Here is a 15,617-nt window from a genome sequence, read left to right on the forward strand (position 1 = left end):
ACGCCCCCGCCGCCAGACCGGCCCGCATCACTGCAAAGCCAGACCAACACCGAAAACGCCCTTCGCTCGACACCATCACGAAACCCGCAAAAGCAAGCCCCGAAACAGCGCCAAGCCGTACACTCTCATACCGAAACGTGAAAACGATCAGGTCATTCTCTCATGGATACCTCGTAACCGAAAAGGAAATCGGCACGAAGCTCCACGCAGACTGACCGCCGCCCACGCTTCTCTTTCTTCTCAATATCAAATTGTCAAAGAGCACGGCATGGCAGAAGCCACAACGCCGGGTACTGCAAACGAAAGCTTGCCGTACCCTTGAGAGGGTCGCTGTATCAGCGGCACTCGATTAAATAGGACGAAGGCGGCGCAAAAACCGAGCCGGTCAGAACGATTTGTCCCTACCGGCTCTTGGCGGCCCATCCAGGCCACCCGGCGCCACCGCCGTCGTCGATGACCGGCATATAGGCGATCGCTCGTCCGCCTGTCAACGGCGGTCGTCGGAAAAACTACAAAATCGTGGCGAGGGCTGTATGACGGCGGATCTGCGGGCAGGCTGGACCGCCTTCGCCAGCCTGTCGATCTCCGCAAGCCGTCCGCGGACGCGCTCGCGCCTGGCGGACGGTTCGATGGACCTGCTTTCGGCGGCGCATAAAGGCGGCGCGATCAGAACCGCTCGCCGGTCCCAGTTGAGACAGCGGCGGGAAGACGCTATCGCCGGACGACACGAGATTTCGAGGCGCTCCGTCGACGATGCGCCTCGGTCGATATTTCGCCACCTTGTTCGCGCACATGCGACGGGCAAATGACGACGGGGGACAGACCGCTTGCGATACGACAAGCCGGCTTTTGGGGACGAGCCGCCACTGGTAGCCGATCGGCGTCGCCGACCGGACCGTCGGCAGGTATCGGCGCGCTGGCTGGCCGGCACACTGCTGACCGGGCTCACCTCGACCGCCTTGATGGGCATCGCCCTCTCCGCGGCCCTCGATGGCCACCGCGGCGCCGCCCGGCCCGCCGGACTCGCGGCGCTGGTCTTCAACAAGAGCCTCACCGAAAAAGGCGAGCGCGTCGTTGCCACCGCGATCCCGATCGCGCGCAGCCGCCAGATCATCGAGTTGTCGACCATGAGTCGGGATGGGGACCGCGAGGTCATCCGCACCCTGCCCTTCGGCTACGTCAACATGCTGCTGGGCGCGCGCTATCAGGCCAGCGCCGACTATCCGAGCTTCGATCCGATGAAAGTGTTTGCCGATGCCGCTGATGGCGGGGCGGGCGCGGACGCCGCGGAGCCGGCACAAATCTACGGCGCGCGGGTCGAATCGGAGGTGCAGCTCAAGGTTCAGTCCTTCGATTACGACGAGGCTGCCTATGAACGTGTCGACGTCCTCACCACCGCCAATGCCGAGCGGCTCGTGCGCTCCGTCGCGCCAAATCTGTCCTACCAGCCGGTCCAGGTCGCATCCTTGGCGACCGTCGATCCGATGCGCTTCAACCTGACCAGCGACGCCGCCGACTACGAGCCAGGATCCGCGTTCCGGGTGGTGGAGGAAAACGTCTCGCTCGCCGCCTCCGACACCGACGACGCGCTTCCGCGCTTCCACGAGGAAGTCATCCCCTTGCGCGATACGGCAAAGATCGCCGACATTCTCGATCGCAACGGACGCCCCCAAGCCGAGGCCGGCGCCGCGGTCGAGGCGCTGGCGAGACTTCTGAAATCGGACGAATTGAAAGCCGGTGACGCGTTGCGCGTCGGCATCGTCACGCGCGGCGACCGCGCGCGGGTGGTGCGGCTTTCGGCCTATCGCGGCAGCCGGCATCTGGCCACCGCCGCCGAGACGGAGGATGGCCCCTTCGAGCCGGCGGCGGCGCCGGAAATGGGCGAATCGGTTACGGATGCTTTCAACGAGAACGAAAACGAGGCACCGCTTCGCGCCGACATGCCCAGCGTCTACGACGGCGTCTACCAGGCGGCGCTCTCCTACGGCCTGAACAGCCGGTTGTGCACTCAACTGGTGCGCATGCTTGCCTCGGAGGTCGATCTGCAAGCCCGGCTGAGTCCGACCGATCGGCTGGCGGTTTTCTATTCCCTGGAAGAAGGCGAAGAGGACGCGACGGATAAATCGGAGATTCTGTTCGTCGAGGTCCGCTTCGGCGATACCACGAAGCGCTTCTACCGGTTTCGGCCAGGCGACGCGGACAGCGCCGATTATTTCGATGCGGACGGGCGTAGCGCCAAACAGTTCCTGCTGCGCAATCCCGTACCGAACGGCCGCTTCACGTCGAGCTATTCGCCCAACCGCAAGCATCCGGTGCTCGGCTATGTGCGACCGCACTGGGGGGTCGATTGGGCGGCGCCGCGCGGCACGCCGATTCTCGCCTCCGGCAACGGCGTCGTCGAAAAGGCCGGCTGGTCCAGCGGCTATGGCCGTCAGACCATCATCCGTCACGCCAACGGCTACGAAACATCCTATTCGCACCAGAACGCTATCGCCAAGGGCGTGAAGGCGGGCGCCAAAGTGCGCCAAGGGCAGGTGATCGGCTATGTGGGCTCGACCGGCCTGTCGACCGGCAACCACCTTCACTACGAATTGTCGGTCAACGACAAGAAGGTCGACCCGATGCGCATCAAGCTGCCCTCTGGCCGGGCGCTGAAGGGGGCCGAACTCGACACCTTCAAGCGCGAACGCGACCGCATCGACAATTTGTTGCGCGAACGCGTGGAATCGCCGCTGGTGGCGAATCGCTGACCGGCCACGGCAGCTGCGCGGCAGCGCGGACGTCACAACCCGCCAAAGGCTCCGCCGTCCAGGTCAATAGCCCCGACCATCTCATGGCGCATTCGCGATCAGGCGACGAAACGTCGCCGATATCTCAGGCGAAGGTGCGGTAGGGAGCGAAACGGCTTTCCTGCACCATCCGCCAGCGCCGCGATGTCGACAGCACCGACTCGTCCGCCTCGCCGCTCCGTCCAGGCAGGCCGACATCGGCAAGAATATGACCGCCAAGCGCGGCCATGGAGCGGTTGAGACGCTCGGCGCTCTTCATCGCCCGGCCGGCGGTCTTGGTCTTGGGACCGATTTTCAATCCGAACATGTCGCACCTTTACGCTCATCGACCGATCTCATCCTGCTCTGCGACAATTCGTTTGATTAGTCCAACGACAAGATTTAAACAGACCGGTGAGAAAAACTCGTCGAACCCTTTGCCCCGGATCCAGTCATGCCCCTGATCGAGGTCGATCTCGTCCGTACCTTTGTCGCGATCTGCGAGACCGGCAGTTTTTCCAACGCCGCGCAGCACGTCGCCCGCACGCCGTCGGCCGTCAGCCTGCAGATGAAAAAGCTCGAGACGCTTCTGGGCCGCGAGCTTTTCGTGCGGGAAGGGCGCTCGGTTGGCCTCAGCGGCGACGGCGAGGCGTTCCTGGGTTATGCGCGCCGCTTGCTGCAGCTCAACGAGGAGGCGCTCTCGCGCTTTCGCGCGCCCGCCATGGAGGGCCGGGTGACGTTCGGCGCGCCGGACGACATCGGCTACATCGCGATTCCGCAGATCCTGAAGCGCTTCGCCTCGACCCATCCCCAGGTCGAAGTCGACGTGAAGCTCAAGTCGAGCGAGGAACTGCGCCGGCTCTGCGATTCTGGCGCGCTCGATCTCGCGGTTCTGTGCTGTTCGGATTACGGCAAGCGTGACGTGCGCATCGTCCACACCGAAAATCTCGTCTGGATCGGACTCAAACACGGTCAAGCCGTCAGCAAGGACCCCTTACCGCTGGCTCTGGCGAGCCGGGGCTGCGCGTGGCGAGCCAACGCCCTTGCCGCGCTCGATGCCGCGCATATCGGCTACCGGATTGCCTATTCGAGCGAACACTCCCAGGGCCAGATCGCCGCGGTCCTCGCCGATCTCGCGATCGCGCCGCTTCCCGAGAGTCATGTCTCGGCGCCGCTGCGCCAGTTGGGCGAAGCGGACGGACTGCCGCCGCTGCGCCAGTATGAGGTGGCGCTGCTGAAGCGGAAGGGCTGCGGCGAGATCGCCGACGCGCTCGCCGAGCATGTCGCAGAAAGCTTTGCGGACCTTCGTCCCGCCCCAAGCCTCGCCCTCGCCTGAGCCGGGTTGCCGGGTCTGCAGAGAACATGCTCGCCGGCGCCTTTGCATGGGAGGGGGAGCGGCCGGCACCGTCGCTTGTTATCAGCCGGCGCTCTCGACGCGCGATTGCGCCCGCCACAGGTCGACCACGCCCTCGCCGGCGTGACGATCGATCTCGGTGAGTTCGGTCTCGGAAAAGTCGAGCCGGTTCAGGGCGTCGAGCGAATCGTCCAGCTGATCGACGGTGCGCGCGCCGACCAGCGCCGACGTGACCTCGGGCCGCCGCAGCACCCAGGCGATCGCCATCTGCGCGAGACTCTGGCCCCGGGCTTCCGCGATCCCGGTGAGCGCGCGAATCCGTTCGACGTTCGCGGCGCTCAGCATCTCCGGCTTGAACGAGCCTTCGCGCGCGGCGCGCGAGTCGCTCGGCACACCGCCGAGATATTTGCGGGTCAGCAGGCCTTGGGCCAAGGGCGAAAACGCGATGCAGCCGATGCCCAGTTCAGCGAGGGTTCGCAGAAGTCCATCCTCGACCCAGCGGTTGAGCATCGAATAGGATGGCTGGTGGATGACGAAGGGCGTGCCCTGCTCCTTGAGGATCGCGTAGGCTTGCCGCGTCAACTCCGGCGAATAGGACGAGATACCGACATAGAGCGCCCGCCCGGACCGGACGATGTGATCGAGGGCGCCCATCGTCTCCGCGAGCGGCGTCTCCGGATCCGGCCGGTGGTGGTAGAAGATGTCGAGGTAGTTCAGCCCCATGCGCTTCAGGCTCTGGTCGCAGGAGGCGATCAGGTATTTGCGCGAGCCGAAATTGCCGTAGGGGCCGGGCCACATGTCGTAACCCGCCTTGGAAGAGATGATCAGCTCGTCGCGGTAGGGCCGGAAATCCATGTCCATCCAGCGGCCGAAATTCTCCTCCGCCGAGCCGTAGGGCGGGCCATAATTATTGGCCAGGTCGAAATGCGTGACGCCCCGGTCGAACGCCCGGCGCAGGATCGCGCGTCCGGTCTCGAACACGTCGGCGCCGCCGAAATTCTGCCAAAGGCCGAGCGAAATGGCTGGCAGTTTCAGGCCGGAGCGCCCGGCCCGGCGATAAGGGATGGCATCGTAACGGCTTGCTTCGGCGAGGTAGGGCATGCGGCGGACCTTTGTGGCTGACCAGTGTCTGCCCGTATAGGCGGTCGGGCGGCGAGGGAAAAGAGCGGCGAGACGCCGGCTCGTTCGGGCTCTTCGTTCCAACCGGCCTATTTGCAGTAGGTGCCGCCGTTTAGCCGCGCCGCGATATCGAGATGGAAATGCGTCGCGTGGTCGGCGTCGGTGCCGGGGCCGAGGACGGTCTTGAACGGCCCGCATGCGCCCTCGCGAACCGCGCGTTGGAACCGCGCTTCCGGCGAGTCCGGCGGATGCGCCTCCACGCCGATCCGCGTGCCATCCCGGAAGGCGAACGCGGCGATGTCGACCGCGCTGCCGCGCGCATGTTCCGAAATGCCGTTTTCGGATGCGCGGGTGCGGCAGACATAGGTGGAGGCGTGCCGGAACTCCGTCAGCGTTTCGGTCGGAAAGCGGGCTTTCGCCGCAGGGACAACGCTGTCCGTCATCCAACGGTCGAGGGCGAGCGCCGATCGGCAGAGCAGCTTCGTGCCCGACGAAACCGCCACGCCGCTGGAAAGCCTTTCGATATTGACCGGCCGCAGGACGCCGCAGGCGCCCTCGCTGATGCTTTCCCCGATGGTGAAAAGGACCCCGCGCTTTTCCAGCTCCGCCTCGCACATCTTGGCGTCTTCGATGGCCGCGGCAGCCAGTACCGCGGCGGCTGGCGTGATGGCGGCCTCGCGGGCCTTCAGCTTGTCCGGCGCCCGACCAGGGTCTGCCGAGCCGGTCACGTCCGGTTTGGCGGCCTTCGTCGCGGGCGTCTTTGGCGCGACGGGCGCCGCGTCGCCGATTGTCGCGGCGGGGCGCGTCTCCGGTACGGGAATATCGCCGATCGGTCGTTCCGACGCGGGGCCGGGCATCGGGTTCTCACCAGCGGACCGCGCCGGTTTGAGGCGATCCGGCCCGCGTCCGGCCGCATCGTCCCTGCCGGCCTCGCCCGGTTTCTCCGGGAGCCGGCCAGGGCCTGAAGCGGGCGAGCCGTTGCCGCCGGCCGCGCCCTTTGCCGGGCCAGAGGCTTTGTCTGGTGGTGTTTCGCCGGCGCCCGGCGCCCCGTCCGGCCGCAATTCCGGCACCGGGACCGCCGCCACCGGACTGTCCTCTTTCGCCAGCGGCGGCACGACGGTCAGGCCAAAGGCCAGCGCCGAGGTCGCGACAATCAGCGCCCCCCGGCGCACCGACCACCTCACTCCTTGAATTCCACCACGGTCTGGCCGGGCTCGACCAGCTGCGCCAGCGCCTCGGCGTCCCAGTTGGTCAGCCGCACGCAGCCATGACTTTGGCTCTTGTCGATCAGGTCGGGTTTCGCCGTTCCATGGATGCCGTAAGTCGGCTTGGACAGATCGATCCACATGGAGCCGACCGGACCGTTCGGCCCCGGCGGGATCGTCAGCACTTTGTCATTGTCGCCCTGCTGAAAGTTCTTCTTCGGGTTGTAGCTGTAAGTCGGGTCGGCGGCGATGGCGTTGACCGTGACGGTGCCCGAAGGGGATGGCGTCTCGTCGGAACCGATCGTCGCCGGGTCGGCAAGAACGATCTCGCCCTTGTCGTCGTAAGCCACAAGCCGGCCGGCCGACTTGTCGACGACGATCCGGGCGACTTTTGTTGTCGGAACCTCGCCGGGCTTGGTAACGAGGATCGTGGTCCCCGCCGTTGCGAAGTCCGCTCCCGGATTGAGCGTCTTGAGAAGCTCTTCGTCCATATGAAACTTTTCGGCCAGCATTTCGGCCGGATCGTGGTAGCCGAGCCAATCCATCTTGGCCCGCTCGCCATAGTCGTCCGGGATGGTGTCGACGTACCGGCCCGAGACGTCGTCCTCGGTGATTTCATAGGTCGTCATCGCCTCGCCCTCGTCGACGACGAGCACATTCCACATATCGGCGTCGGGTTCCCCATCGACCGGCAGGCCGCGCATCATCTCGTAGGCGCGAATGGCCTTTTGCGTGTTGTCGCCGGGAAAGCCGTCGATCACGCCGGGCGATGCGTGAGCGCGGTCCAGCAGCACCTGCAACCGAATCAGAAACGGTGCCGCCGTCCCGTCCGCGCCTTGACGCGCCTGCCAATCATCGAACGTCGCCGCGTTGATCGCTTCCTTGGAGAGCGATGCGGGGGCGGCACCGGACGCGGACGGCAACAGCGCCGCCAGCAAGGTGCCCATGGCGGCAATCGAAAGAATTTTCATAAAAGGCCTCGCATTCAAAGTGATCCGAGATCCTTTAACGAAAAGGGGAGCGGTTAGCTCCCCTTTTGCTTTTGCTCGCTTTGGAGCATGGGCAATAAATCATTAATGCCAAGATGATCGCTCGGCTATTCGACGAATTCCACCGTGACGCCCGGCTTGACCATCTTGGCGAGCTCGGTCGCGTCCCAGTTGGTCAGGCGCACGCAGCCATTGCTGTTGGTCTTGCCAATCTTGGACGGCTCCGGCGTGCCGTGAATGCCGTAGGTCGGCTTCGACAAAGCGATCCAGATCGAGCCGACCGGGCCGTTGGGACCTGGCTGGATCGTCAGCACCTTGTCGTTGTCGCCCTGCTTGAAGTTGATCTTCGGATTGTAGGTGTAGTTCGGGTCGAAGGCGATGCGGTTCACCTGAACTGTGCCGGATGGCGACGGCGTCTGGGTCGAGCCGATCGTCGACGGGTAGGCGGTGATCAATGTTCCGTCGGCGGCGTAGACACGCACCTGCTCGCGCCCCTTGTCGGCGATGATCTTGGCGACTTCAGCCTTCGCCGGCTCGCCGACCGCGGCGACCTTGATCCGCGTACCCGGCCTGCTGAAGTCGGCCCCCGGGTTGATCTCGCGCAGATACGCCTCGTCCATGTGAAACTTTTCGGCGATCTTCTCGGAGGGCCGCTCGTAGCTCATCGCCGGCAACAGGGCCTTTTCGCCGTAGTCCTCCGGGATGGACGCGACAAAGGGACCGGCAACATCGTCGGCGGTCAGTTCATAGGTGACGATGGCCGGGCCGCCGGTGGCGTCGAGTTCCTCGGCCAACGCCTGGGCGTCGCCGGTGGGCAGAGTACGACCATATTTTTCCTGATAGGCGGCCACCGCCTTGTCGACATTGGAGCCCATGCGTCCGTCGATCACGCCTGGCGAGGTGCCGGCCCTGTCGAGCAATATCTGCAACGCCGCGATTTCGGCCTTGGCGTTCTTGCCCTTGGGCCCGGCCACCTTGGGAGCAGGATCGCTTTCCTGAACCGTCTGCCCCTCGGGCTGGACGATCGGCGCGCCCGGCTCCGGCAGCGGCTCGGAAGACGGAAGCGTATCCGGCAGGGCGGCATCCCGCCGCGGCTCCACGACCACATCGCCGGGCACTGACGGCGGCAGTTCCGCTTCGCGGCGCGGCTCGGCAGCCGGTTGGCTTGGCGCGGGCAATGGCGCGGCGATCACCGGGGCATCGAAAGCGGGGCCGTTATCGCGGGGTTCGTTGTGATAGGGGTCAGCCGAACGGGGTCGCACGATCGAACGCTCCACCGGGACCGGCTCGAGGATGACGCCCGGAGGAGCGATATCGACCCGCCCTTCGAGGGTGACCCCCGGTGGCGGCGGACCGTCGATGATCGCGCCACGGCGGTCCTCGAAGCGCTGGCGGCGTTCCTGAAACCGCTGCCGGCGCGGCTGCTCCACACCGATGATGCGGCCGTAAGCATCGACCATGACGCGCCGGCCCATCTCGTCGATATACACTTCCGCGACGTTGTCGTCGTAGATCTCGATGTTCGGATCGTAATATTGCGCCAGCCGCACGGGTTCATCGACCCGCCGCGCGGACTCGGTGGTTTGCGCCCACGCTGCCGTCGCGCCGAAGGACAGCACGAGCGCCGGAAGATACAACCGCGCGATTACACTCATCTTCACCTCTCCACCAAAGCCGGTGACCGAGACGCCTCGACGCGCCAGCGTAAGCGCCCGCTCGAACGAGCGAGCGGGCCCCTGGCAGCCTGACGATCGGTCCTGACCGTTCCGTTCTAGAAAATGGCAGATGAACCGGACATGAAAATGGCGGCTTTACTTCTTTTTTCGGTCAAAGTCGGTTGTTCCATACTCGGCACTGCAAAAATGCGCTGGGGCGCAGCATCGCGGCAAACCCGTCAGCCAATGGCCCGGCCGCTTCCACCGACGGCCGGACGCGACCCGGTGGAACACGATGCACCCGCAACCCGTTGACGGCACAGCTGAAACGAACCGGAGAAGCGTCATGTCATCAACGGAAGGTCGAACCATCATGGGCAAGGACCCGGACGCAGTCGGCGTCGACGATATCGAGGCCAGCCGCGTGTCGGGAACCGAGGTCTACAATACCGATGGCGATCATCTGGGTCATATCCACGATCTCGTCCTCGGCAAGCGAGACGGGCGGGTAAAATACGCGATCATGTCGTTCGGCGGCTTTCTGGGGATCGGCGAGGAGTATCATCCGCTGCCCTGGCAGGTGCTGAAATACGACGAGCGGCAGGGCGGGTACGTCGTCGGCATCACCCGCGATCAGCTCGAAGGCGCGCCGCGCTACGCCGCCGGCACCACGCCGAGTTGGGGCGATCCGGACTACGGCCGGCGCATCGACGATTATTACCGGCCAGCCTACATCTGACCCGGCGCGTAACCAGACGCGTAACCAGACCAGACAGAAAAGGGCGGCCTTGCGGTCGCCCTTTTCCTCTTCTCATCACTCTCAGGCGGCGGCCCGGTCGCCGGCGGCACCGGCCTTCGAGCCGGAAACATGGAAGATCAGGTGGTCGGACCCACCGGCGATCTTCACCGTGCTTTCGTCGCGGACCTCGCCAAGCAGGATCTTCTCGGCCAGCGGATCCTGCACCGCGCGCTGGATCACCCGTTTTAGCGGCCGCGCACCGTAAGCCGGGTCGTAGCCCTTCTCCGCCAGCCACGCCCGCCCGCTCTCGTCCAGTTCGAGCCGGATCTTGCGGTCGACGAGCAGCTTTTCGAGCCGTGCCATCTGAATGTCGACGATCGCGCCCATTTCCGAGCGATGCAGACGGTGGAAGAGGATGATCTCGTCCACCCGGTTGAGGAATTCAGGCCGGAAGGAGGCCTGCACCACCGCCATGACCTGTTCGCGCGCCGCTTCCGCGTCCTCGTCGTCCTTGAGCGCGACCAGGTACTCCGCCCCGAGGTTGGACGTCATGATGATCATGGTGTTGCGGAAGTCGACCGTCCGCCCCTGCCCGTCCGTCAAACGCCCATCGTCGAGCACCTGCAGCAGGACATTGAAGACGTCCGGGTGGGCCTTCTCGATTTCGTCGAACAGAACCACCTGATACGGCCGGCGCCGCACCGCCTCGGTGAGCGAGCCACCTTCCTCGTAGCCGACATAGCCCGGAGGCGCCCCGATCAGCCGGGCGACCGAGTGCTTTTCCATGAATTCGGACATGTCGAGCCGGACCATCGCCGCCTCGTCGTCGAACAGGAAGGAGGCCAACGCCTTGGTCAGCTCGGTCTTGCCGACCCCGGTGGGGCCAAGAAAGATGAACGAGCCGATCGGGCGGTTGGAGTCTTGCAGGCCGGCGCGCGCCCGGCGCACCGCCTTGGAGACCGCCTGCACCGCCTCGCCCTGGCCGACCACGCGCTTTTGCAACGCGTCCTCCATGCGCAGCAGCTTGTCGCGCTCGCCCTCCAGCATCCGATCGACCGGGATACCGGTCCAGCGCGAGATCACCTGGGCAATATGGTCGGCGGTGACGGTTTCCTCGACCATCGAATCGGCCTCGGGCATAGCGTCGCCCGCCTCGGCCTCTTGCAACTCCTGCTCCAGCTTGGGGATCTCGCCATAGGCGAGTTCACCGGCCCGCTGGAACTCGCCCTGCCGCTGGGCGATGGCGAGTTCGTTGCGGGCCTCGTCGAGTTGCCGCTTCAGATCCGCGGCCAGGCCGAGCTTCGATTTTTCCGCCTGCCAGGCGCTGGTGATGCGGTTCGATTCCTCTTCAAGATTGGCGATCTCGGAATCCAGCCGCTCCAGCCGATCCCGCGCCGCCTCGTCGGTCTCCTTGCGCAACGCCTCGCGCTCGATCTTCAACTGCATGACGCGCCGGTCGATCTCGTCGAGCGCTTCGGGCTTGGTATCCACCTGCATGCGCAGCCGCGCCGCGCCCTCGTCGACGAGATCGATCGCCTTGTCCGGCAGGAAGCGGTCGGTGATGTAGCGGTTCGACAATTGCGCCGCCGCCACCAGGGCGGAGTCGGAGATTCGCACCTGATGGTGCTGCTCGTATTTCTCCTTGAGGCCGCGCAGGATCGAGATCGTGTCCTCGACCGTCGGCTCGGAAACGAACACCGGCTGGAATCGCCGGGCCAGCGCCGCATCCTTCTCGACGTGCTTGCGATATTCGTCGAGGGTGGTCGCGCCGACGCAGTGCAGCTCGCCCCGGGCGAGCGCCGGCTTCAACAGGTTCGAGGCGTCCATCGCCCCGTCCGCCTTGCCGGCGCCGACCAGCGTGTGCATCTCGTCGATGAACAGGATGATCGAACCGGCCGCGCTGGTGACTTCCGACAGCACCGCCTTCAGCCGTTCCTCGAATTCGCCGCGGTATTTCGCGCCGGCGATCAGCGCGCCCATGTCGAGCGCCATCAGCTGCTTGTCGCGCAGCGATTCCGGCACGTCGCCATTGACGATCCTGAGCGCCAGACCTTCGGCGATCGCGGTCTTGCCGACGCCCGGCTCACCAATCAAAACAGGATTGTTCTTGGTGCGCCGTGAAAGAACCTGGATGGTGCGGCGGATTTCCTCGTCCCGGCCGATCACCGGGTCGAGCTTGCCTTCCCGCGCCACGGCAGTCAGGTCGCGGGCATATTTCTTGAGGGCGTCATAGCCGCTCTCGGCCGAGGCCGAATCGGCCGTGCGGCCCTTGCGCAATTCGTTGATCGCCTCGTTGAGGCCGTTCGGGGTGACGCCGGCCTTCTTCAGGATGTCGGCGCTCTTGGCGGATGTCTCGATCGTCAGCGCCAGCAGCAGCCGCTCGACGGAAACGAAGCTGTCGCCGGCTTTCTTGGCGATTTCCTCGGCCGTCGCGAACACCTTGGCCAGCGGCTGGGCCAGATACATCTGCCCGCCACCGCCCGAAACACGGGGCATCGCGTCCAGCGCCGCGTCGACGGCGATACGCACGTCCTTTGGCCGGCCACCGGATTTCTCGATCAATCCGGCCGCCATCCCTTCCTCGTCGTCGACGAGAACCTTGAGAAGATGCTCCGGCGTAAACTGCTGATGGTCGCGCGAGACCGCCAGCGTCTGAGCCGCCTGGATAAAACCGCGGACCCGTTCGGTGTATTTTTCCAGATTCATCGAATCGTCTCTCCTTTTGGCGGTCCACCCTCGCCGGAGGCATGAACCGCGCATCGATGGAGTTTCGGCCCCCGGCATCGGCGAGCCACCCGCAACGGATATGGGATCGGGCGGGTCGCCGCGAAAGAGGCGATTTGCCGGACTGTTGCAAAAATGTTGCGCCGCCGTAAACGCAAAAGGACGCCGCGGCGGCCGCGACGTCCTTGATGATATGCATCCGCCAATCGGCGAAAGGCCGTGCGGTTCAGCCGTTGGAGGCCAGCAAAAAGTCCGGCAGGGTGTTGCCCTCGCCGTCGCTCGTCTCGCCCGACGCGTCTTCCGGCTTTTTCTTCCGCGGCCGGCCGGGCCGCCGTTTGACCGGCGCCTCAGCCTCGCTCTCGTGAGCCTTGGTCAGGGGTTCCGCGCCAGCGGAATCCTCGACCTTGCGGGCTTCGGCCGTCGCGCCCTCGTCGCCCCGCGACGGGCCCGAGGGGTCCGCGCTCGCGGCAACCGCCTCTTCGCCCTCGCGACTCCGGCGCGGCCTGCCCCGACGCCGCGACGTCCGGTCAGCCTGCTCGTCGGACTGTGATTCGCCGGCAGAGACCGGCGCGCCGCCTGCGGCTGCCGACGAACGCCCGTCACGGGCTCGCTCGCCGTCATGGCGCTGGTGGCGGCCGCCGTCGTTCTGTTCGGCGTTATCGCGCGCGATGACCGGCTGCGGACCGGTCCCGTCGGCCGGGGCTCTGTCGCGGCGGTCACGATTTCTATCGCGATTGCCGTCGCGGTCCCTGTTGCCGTCGCGATTGTTATCGCGATCCCGGTCGCGGCCCCGATTGCCGTCACGATCGCGGTTGCCGTCCCGGTCGCGGTTGTCGCGAGCGTTCTCACGGTCGCGGTTGCCATCGCGATCGCCGTCCTGCTGACGATGATCGTTGCGCTCGCCGCGATCGCTCGAACTATCCTGCGAATCGTCCTCCTCGTCGGAATCGTCGCGGGAATCGCGATCATCGCGCTGTTGCGGGAACTGTGCCTGCGCGGCCGCGACGATACGGTTGTAGTGTTCGGCATGCTGCAGATAGTTCTCGGCCATCACCCGGTCGCCGGCACCCGAAGCATCGCGAGCGAGCGTCGTGTACTTCTCCGCGACATGTTGGGCGGTGCCCCTGATCTTCACATCCGGGCCGTTCGACTCGTAACTGCGCGAGAGCGGATTCGGACCCTTCCGTCCGCGGCCGCGCATACGGTTCTTCTGCTGTCCTGGCCTCATGAACTTCCTGTCTATTGGATACACCGGTCGCGCCGGTATGGCCTACTGCGTCAGGGTGCGCGACGCGCGCCCGCACGAATTTAGCTCCGCCGGAGCAAAGCCAACATAAAGAGGTTAAAATCGGTTGTGCCTGGCGATACCCTCACGCCGGCTTGACGGACGACCTACCAGTCATCTCGAGCGTCCTATGGCTGCCGTCGAGCGGCACCTAAAGGAACTGCCCCCTCGGATGTTCCGTACTGGCCGCGACCCTAGAGGGTAACGCGCGCCGTAACAAGTGCCTTTTCAACAATTAAGCGCTCAACATCGGGTCGAGGCGCGATCTTTCTCCTGGTCCTGAACTGGTTTTTCGTCCCGGCTAAAACCCAAAACGCGGGTCATGCCTGAAAAGTCGCGTGCGGAACTCTCGAGATGCAACCCCTGCGAGGCGAATATCGTCGCCACGTCCTCTGCCTGTCCCGTGCCGATCTCGACGATCGCGCGACCGTCAGAACCCAAAACCGAGTCGAGCCGCGCCGCAATCGCCCGATAGGCGTCGAGCCCATCCTCACCGCCGTCCAATGCCGCCAGCGGGTCATAATCGCGCACATCCACAGCCAGAGACGGGATGTCGCCAGCCTTGATATATGGTGGATTCGACAAGACCAGATCAAGGGGGCCGCCGGTCGCCGCGAGATAATTCGACAGGATGGGCAGCATCCTGTCGGCGACGCCCACCGCCTGGGCGTTGCGGCGCGCGGTTGCCAGTGCTCCCGCCGAGATGTCGATCGCCAGCGCCTGCGATCGCGGAAACAGCGCCAGCAGCGACACCGCGATGACGCCGGACCCCGTCCCGATATCGGCGAAGCGACATTCGCCGCGCCGCTCGATGATCGCCGCCATCGCCTTGCGCGCCTCGTCGACGAGGACTTCCGTGTCCGGTCGCGGCTCAAGGGTTTCCGGCGAGAGTTCGAACTCGTGCTCGTAGAAAGCGCGCCGGCCCAGAATGCGGTGAACCGGCTCGCCGGCAAGCCGTCTGGCAAGACGCGATTCGAGGCAAGCCGCCGCCCCGCTCGATACCGTCATGCCGGACGCGGAATGCACCTCTCCCAGCGGGAGACCAGAACACTCGGCGACGAGCAGGCGCGCGTCGAAATCGGGCGTCGCCAATCCGGCCGCGCGCAGGCGCCGGACGGCGTCCCGCAGCAACGGACCCAGCCTGTCGGCCGGCTCAGTCATCCACGCCGACCGCCGCAAGCTGGTGGGCCTGATGGTCGGCGACCAGGGCGCCGACCAATTCGTCCATCTCGCCCTCGATCACGCGGTCGAGCTTGTAAAGGGTGAGATTGATGCGGTGGTCGGTCACCCGGCCTTGCGGAAAATTATAGGTGCGGATGCGTTCGGATCGATCCCCGCTGCCGACCTGTCCCTTGCGCGCGGCGGAGCGCTCGTCGTCGGCCTTCTGGCGTTCGAGATCGAAAAGGCGCGCCTTGAGTACCTGCATCGCCCGTGCGCGGTTCTGGTGCTGCGACTTTTCCGACGATGTCACGACGATGCCGGTCGGCAGATGGGTGATGCGCACAGCCGAATCGGTGGTGTTGACGTGCTGGCCACCGGCACCGGAGGCGCGCATCGTGTCGATGCGGATATCCTCGGCGCGCACGTCGACATCGATGTCCTCCGCTTCCGGCAGGACCGCCACGGTCGCGGCCGACGTATGGATGCGGCCGCCCGATTCGGTCTCGGGCACACGCTGTACCCGGTGCACGCCCGATTCGAACTTCAGCCGCGAGAAGACGCCGGGACCCTGGATCGCGGCGATCACCTCCCGGTAGCCACCGACCTCGCCCTCACTGG

General features: G+C 65.4%; 13 protein-coding genes. 4 read left to right on the forward strand and 9 right to left on the reverse strand.

Annotation, left to right across the window (positions count from 1 at the left end; all coding sequences use genetic code 11):
• Together MJ956_RS17025 and MJ956_RS17030 are read left to right on the forward strand one after the other, a co-directional pair.
• Positions 1-322, forward strand: a 322-nt coding sequence (locus MJ956_RS17025) for a hypothetical protein (protein ID WP_253965635.1), incomplete at its 5' end; no start/stop codon positions are given.
• Positions 323-827: 505 nt separating this feature from the next.
• Positions 828-2,750 (forward strand): M23 family metallopeptidase, encoded by a 1,923-nt coding sequence (locus MJ956_RS17030; RefSeq protein WP_253965636.1) that lies wholly within the window; start codon positions 828-830, stop codon positions 2,748-2,750.
• A gap of 124 nt (positions 2,751-2,874) precedes the next feature.
• Here the strand turns inward: MJ956_RS17030 and MJ956_RS17035 are convergent, their stop codons facing one another.
• Positions 2,875-3,096: a hypothetical protein gene (locus tag MJ956_RS17035; protein ID WP_253965637.1), complete on the reverse strand. Its 222-nt coding sequence runs from the start codon at positions 3,094-3,096 to the stop codon at positions 2,875-2,877.
• A 126-nt stretch (positions 3,097-3,222) separates the two neighbouring features.
• Here MJ956_RS17035 and MJ956_RS17040 point away from each other — a divergent pair, with 126 nt between their 5' ends.
• On the forward strand, positions 3,223-4,104 hold the full coding sequence (locus MJ956_RS17040) for a LysR substrate-binding domain-containing protein (RefSeq protein WP_253965638.1): 882 nt from the start codon (positions 3,223-3,225) through the stop codon (positions 4,102-4,104).
• 81 nt (positions 4,105-4,185) lie between these two features.
• Here MJ956_RS17040 and mgrA read toward each other — a convergent pair whose 3' ends face one another.
• The 4 genes from mgrA to MJ956_RS17060 all read right to left on the reverse strand — a co-directional run bounded on the left by mgrA (position 4,186) and on the right by MJ956_RS17060 (position 9,090).
• Positions 4,186-5,223, reverse strand: a complete 1,038-nt coding sequence (gene mgrA, locus MJ956_RS17045; RefSeq protein ID WP_253965639.1) for an L-glyceraldehyde 3-phosphate reductase — start codon at positions 5,221-5,223, stop codon at positions 4,186-4,188.
• Positions 5,224-5,330: 107 nt separating this feature from the next.
• Positions 5,331-6,425 carry an extensin-like domain-containing protein gene (locus MJ956_RS18940; RefSeq protein ID WP_253965640.1) on the reverse strand — a complete coding sequence of 365 codons (1,095 nt, stop codon included), beginning with the start codon at positions 6,423-6,425 and terminating at the stop codon, positions 5,331-5,333.
• Positions 6,422-7,417 (reverse strand): L,D-transpeptidase family protein, encoded by a 996-nt coding sequence (locus MJ956_RS17055; RefSeq protein ID WP_253965641.1) that lies wholly within the window; start codon positions 7,415-7,417, stop codon positions 6,422-6,424. The genes MJ956_RS18940 and MJ956_RS17055 overlap by 4 nt, the downstream gene beginning before the upstream one ends.
• A 125-nt stretch (positions 7,418-7,542) precedes the next feature.
• The gene (locus tag MJ956_RS17060) at positions 7,543-9,090 is read right to left on the reverse strand and encodes a L,D-transpeptidase family protein (protein WP_253965642.1); all 1,548 of its coding nucleotides are present in this window, start codon (positions 9,088-9,090) and stop codon (positions 7,543-7,545) included.
• Between the two features lie 346 nt (positions 9,091-9,436).
• Between MJ956_RS17060 and MJ956_RS17065 the strand changes: the two genes are divergently transcribed.
• Positions 9,437-9,829: a PRC-barrel domain-containing protein gene (locus MJ956_RS17065; RefSeq protein ID WP_253965643.1), complete on the forward strand. Its 393-nt coding sequence runs from the start codon at positions 9,437-9,439 to the stop codon at positions 9,827-9,829.
• An 81-nt stretch (positions 9,830-9,910) separates the two neighbouring features.
• Here the strand turns inward: MJ956_RS17065 and clpB are convergent, their stop codons facing one another.
• The 4 genes from clpB to MJ956_RS17085 form a co-directional block, all read right to left on the reverse strand.
• Positions 9,911-12,535 (reverse strand): ATP-dependent chaperone ClpB, encoded by a 2,625-nt coding sequence (gene clpB, locus MJ956_RS17070; protein ID WP_253965644.1) that lies wholly within the window; start codon positions 12,533-12,535, stop codon positions 9,911-9,913.
• A gap of 244 nt (positions 12,536-12,779) precedes the next feature.
• On the reverse strand, positions 12,780-13,781 hold the full coding sequence (locus MJ956_RS17075) for a DUF4167 domain-containing protein (protein WP_253965645.1): 1,002 nt from the start codon (positions 13,779-13,781) through the stop codon (positions 12,780-12,782).
• 300 nt (positions 13,782-14,081) lie between these two features.
• Positions 14,082-14,999: a peptide chain release factor N(5)-glutamine methyltransferase gene (prmC, locus tag MJ956_RS17080; protein WP_253965646.1), complete on the reverse strand. Its 918-nt coding sequence runs from the start codon at positions 14,997-14,999 to the stop codon at positions 14,082-14,084.
• A partial coding sequence (locus tag MJ956_RS17085; protein WP_253965647.1) for a peptide chain release factor 1 occupies positions 14,992-15,617 on the reverse strand: 626 nt, incomplete at its 5' end. The genes MJ956_RS17085 and prmC, both read right to left, overlap by 8 nt.

The sequence above is a fragment of the Aurantimonas marianensis genome (assembly GCF_024195285.1).
In the GTDB taxonomy this organism is placed as follows: Bacteria; Pseudomonadota; Alphaproteobacteria; order Rhizobiales; family Rhizobiaceae; genus Aurantimonas; species Aurantimonas marianensis.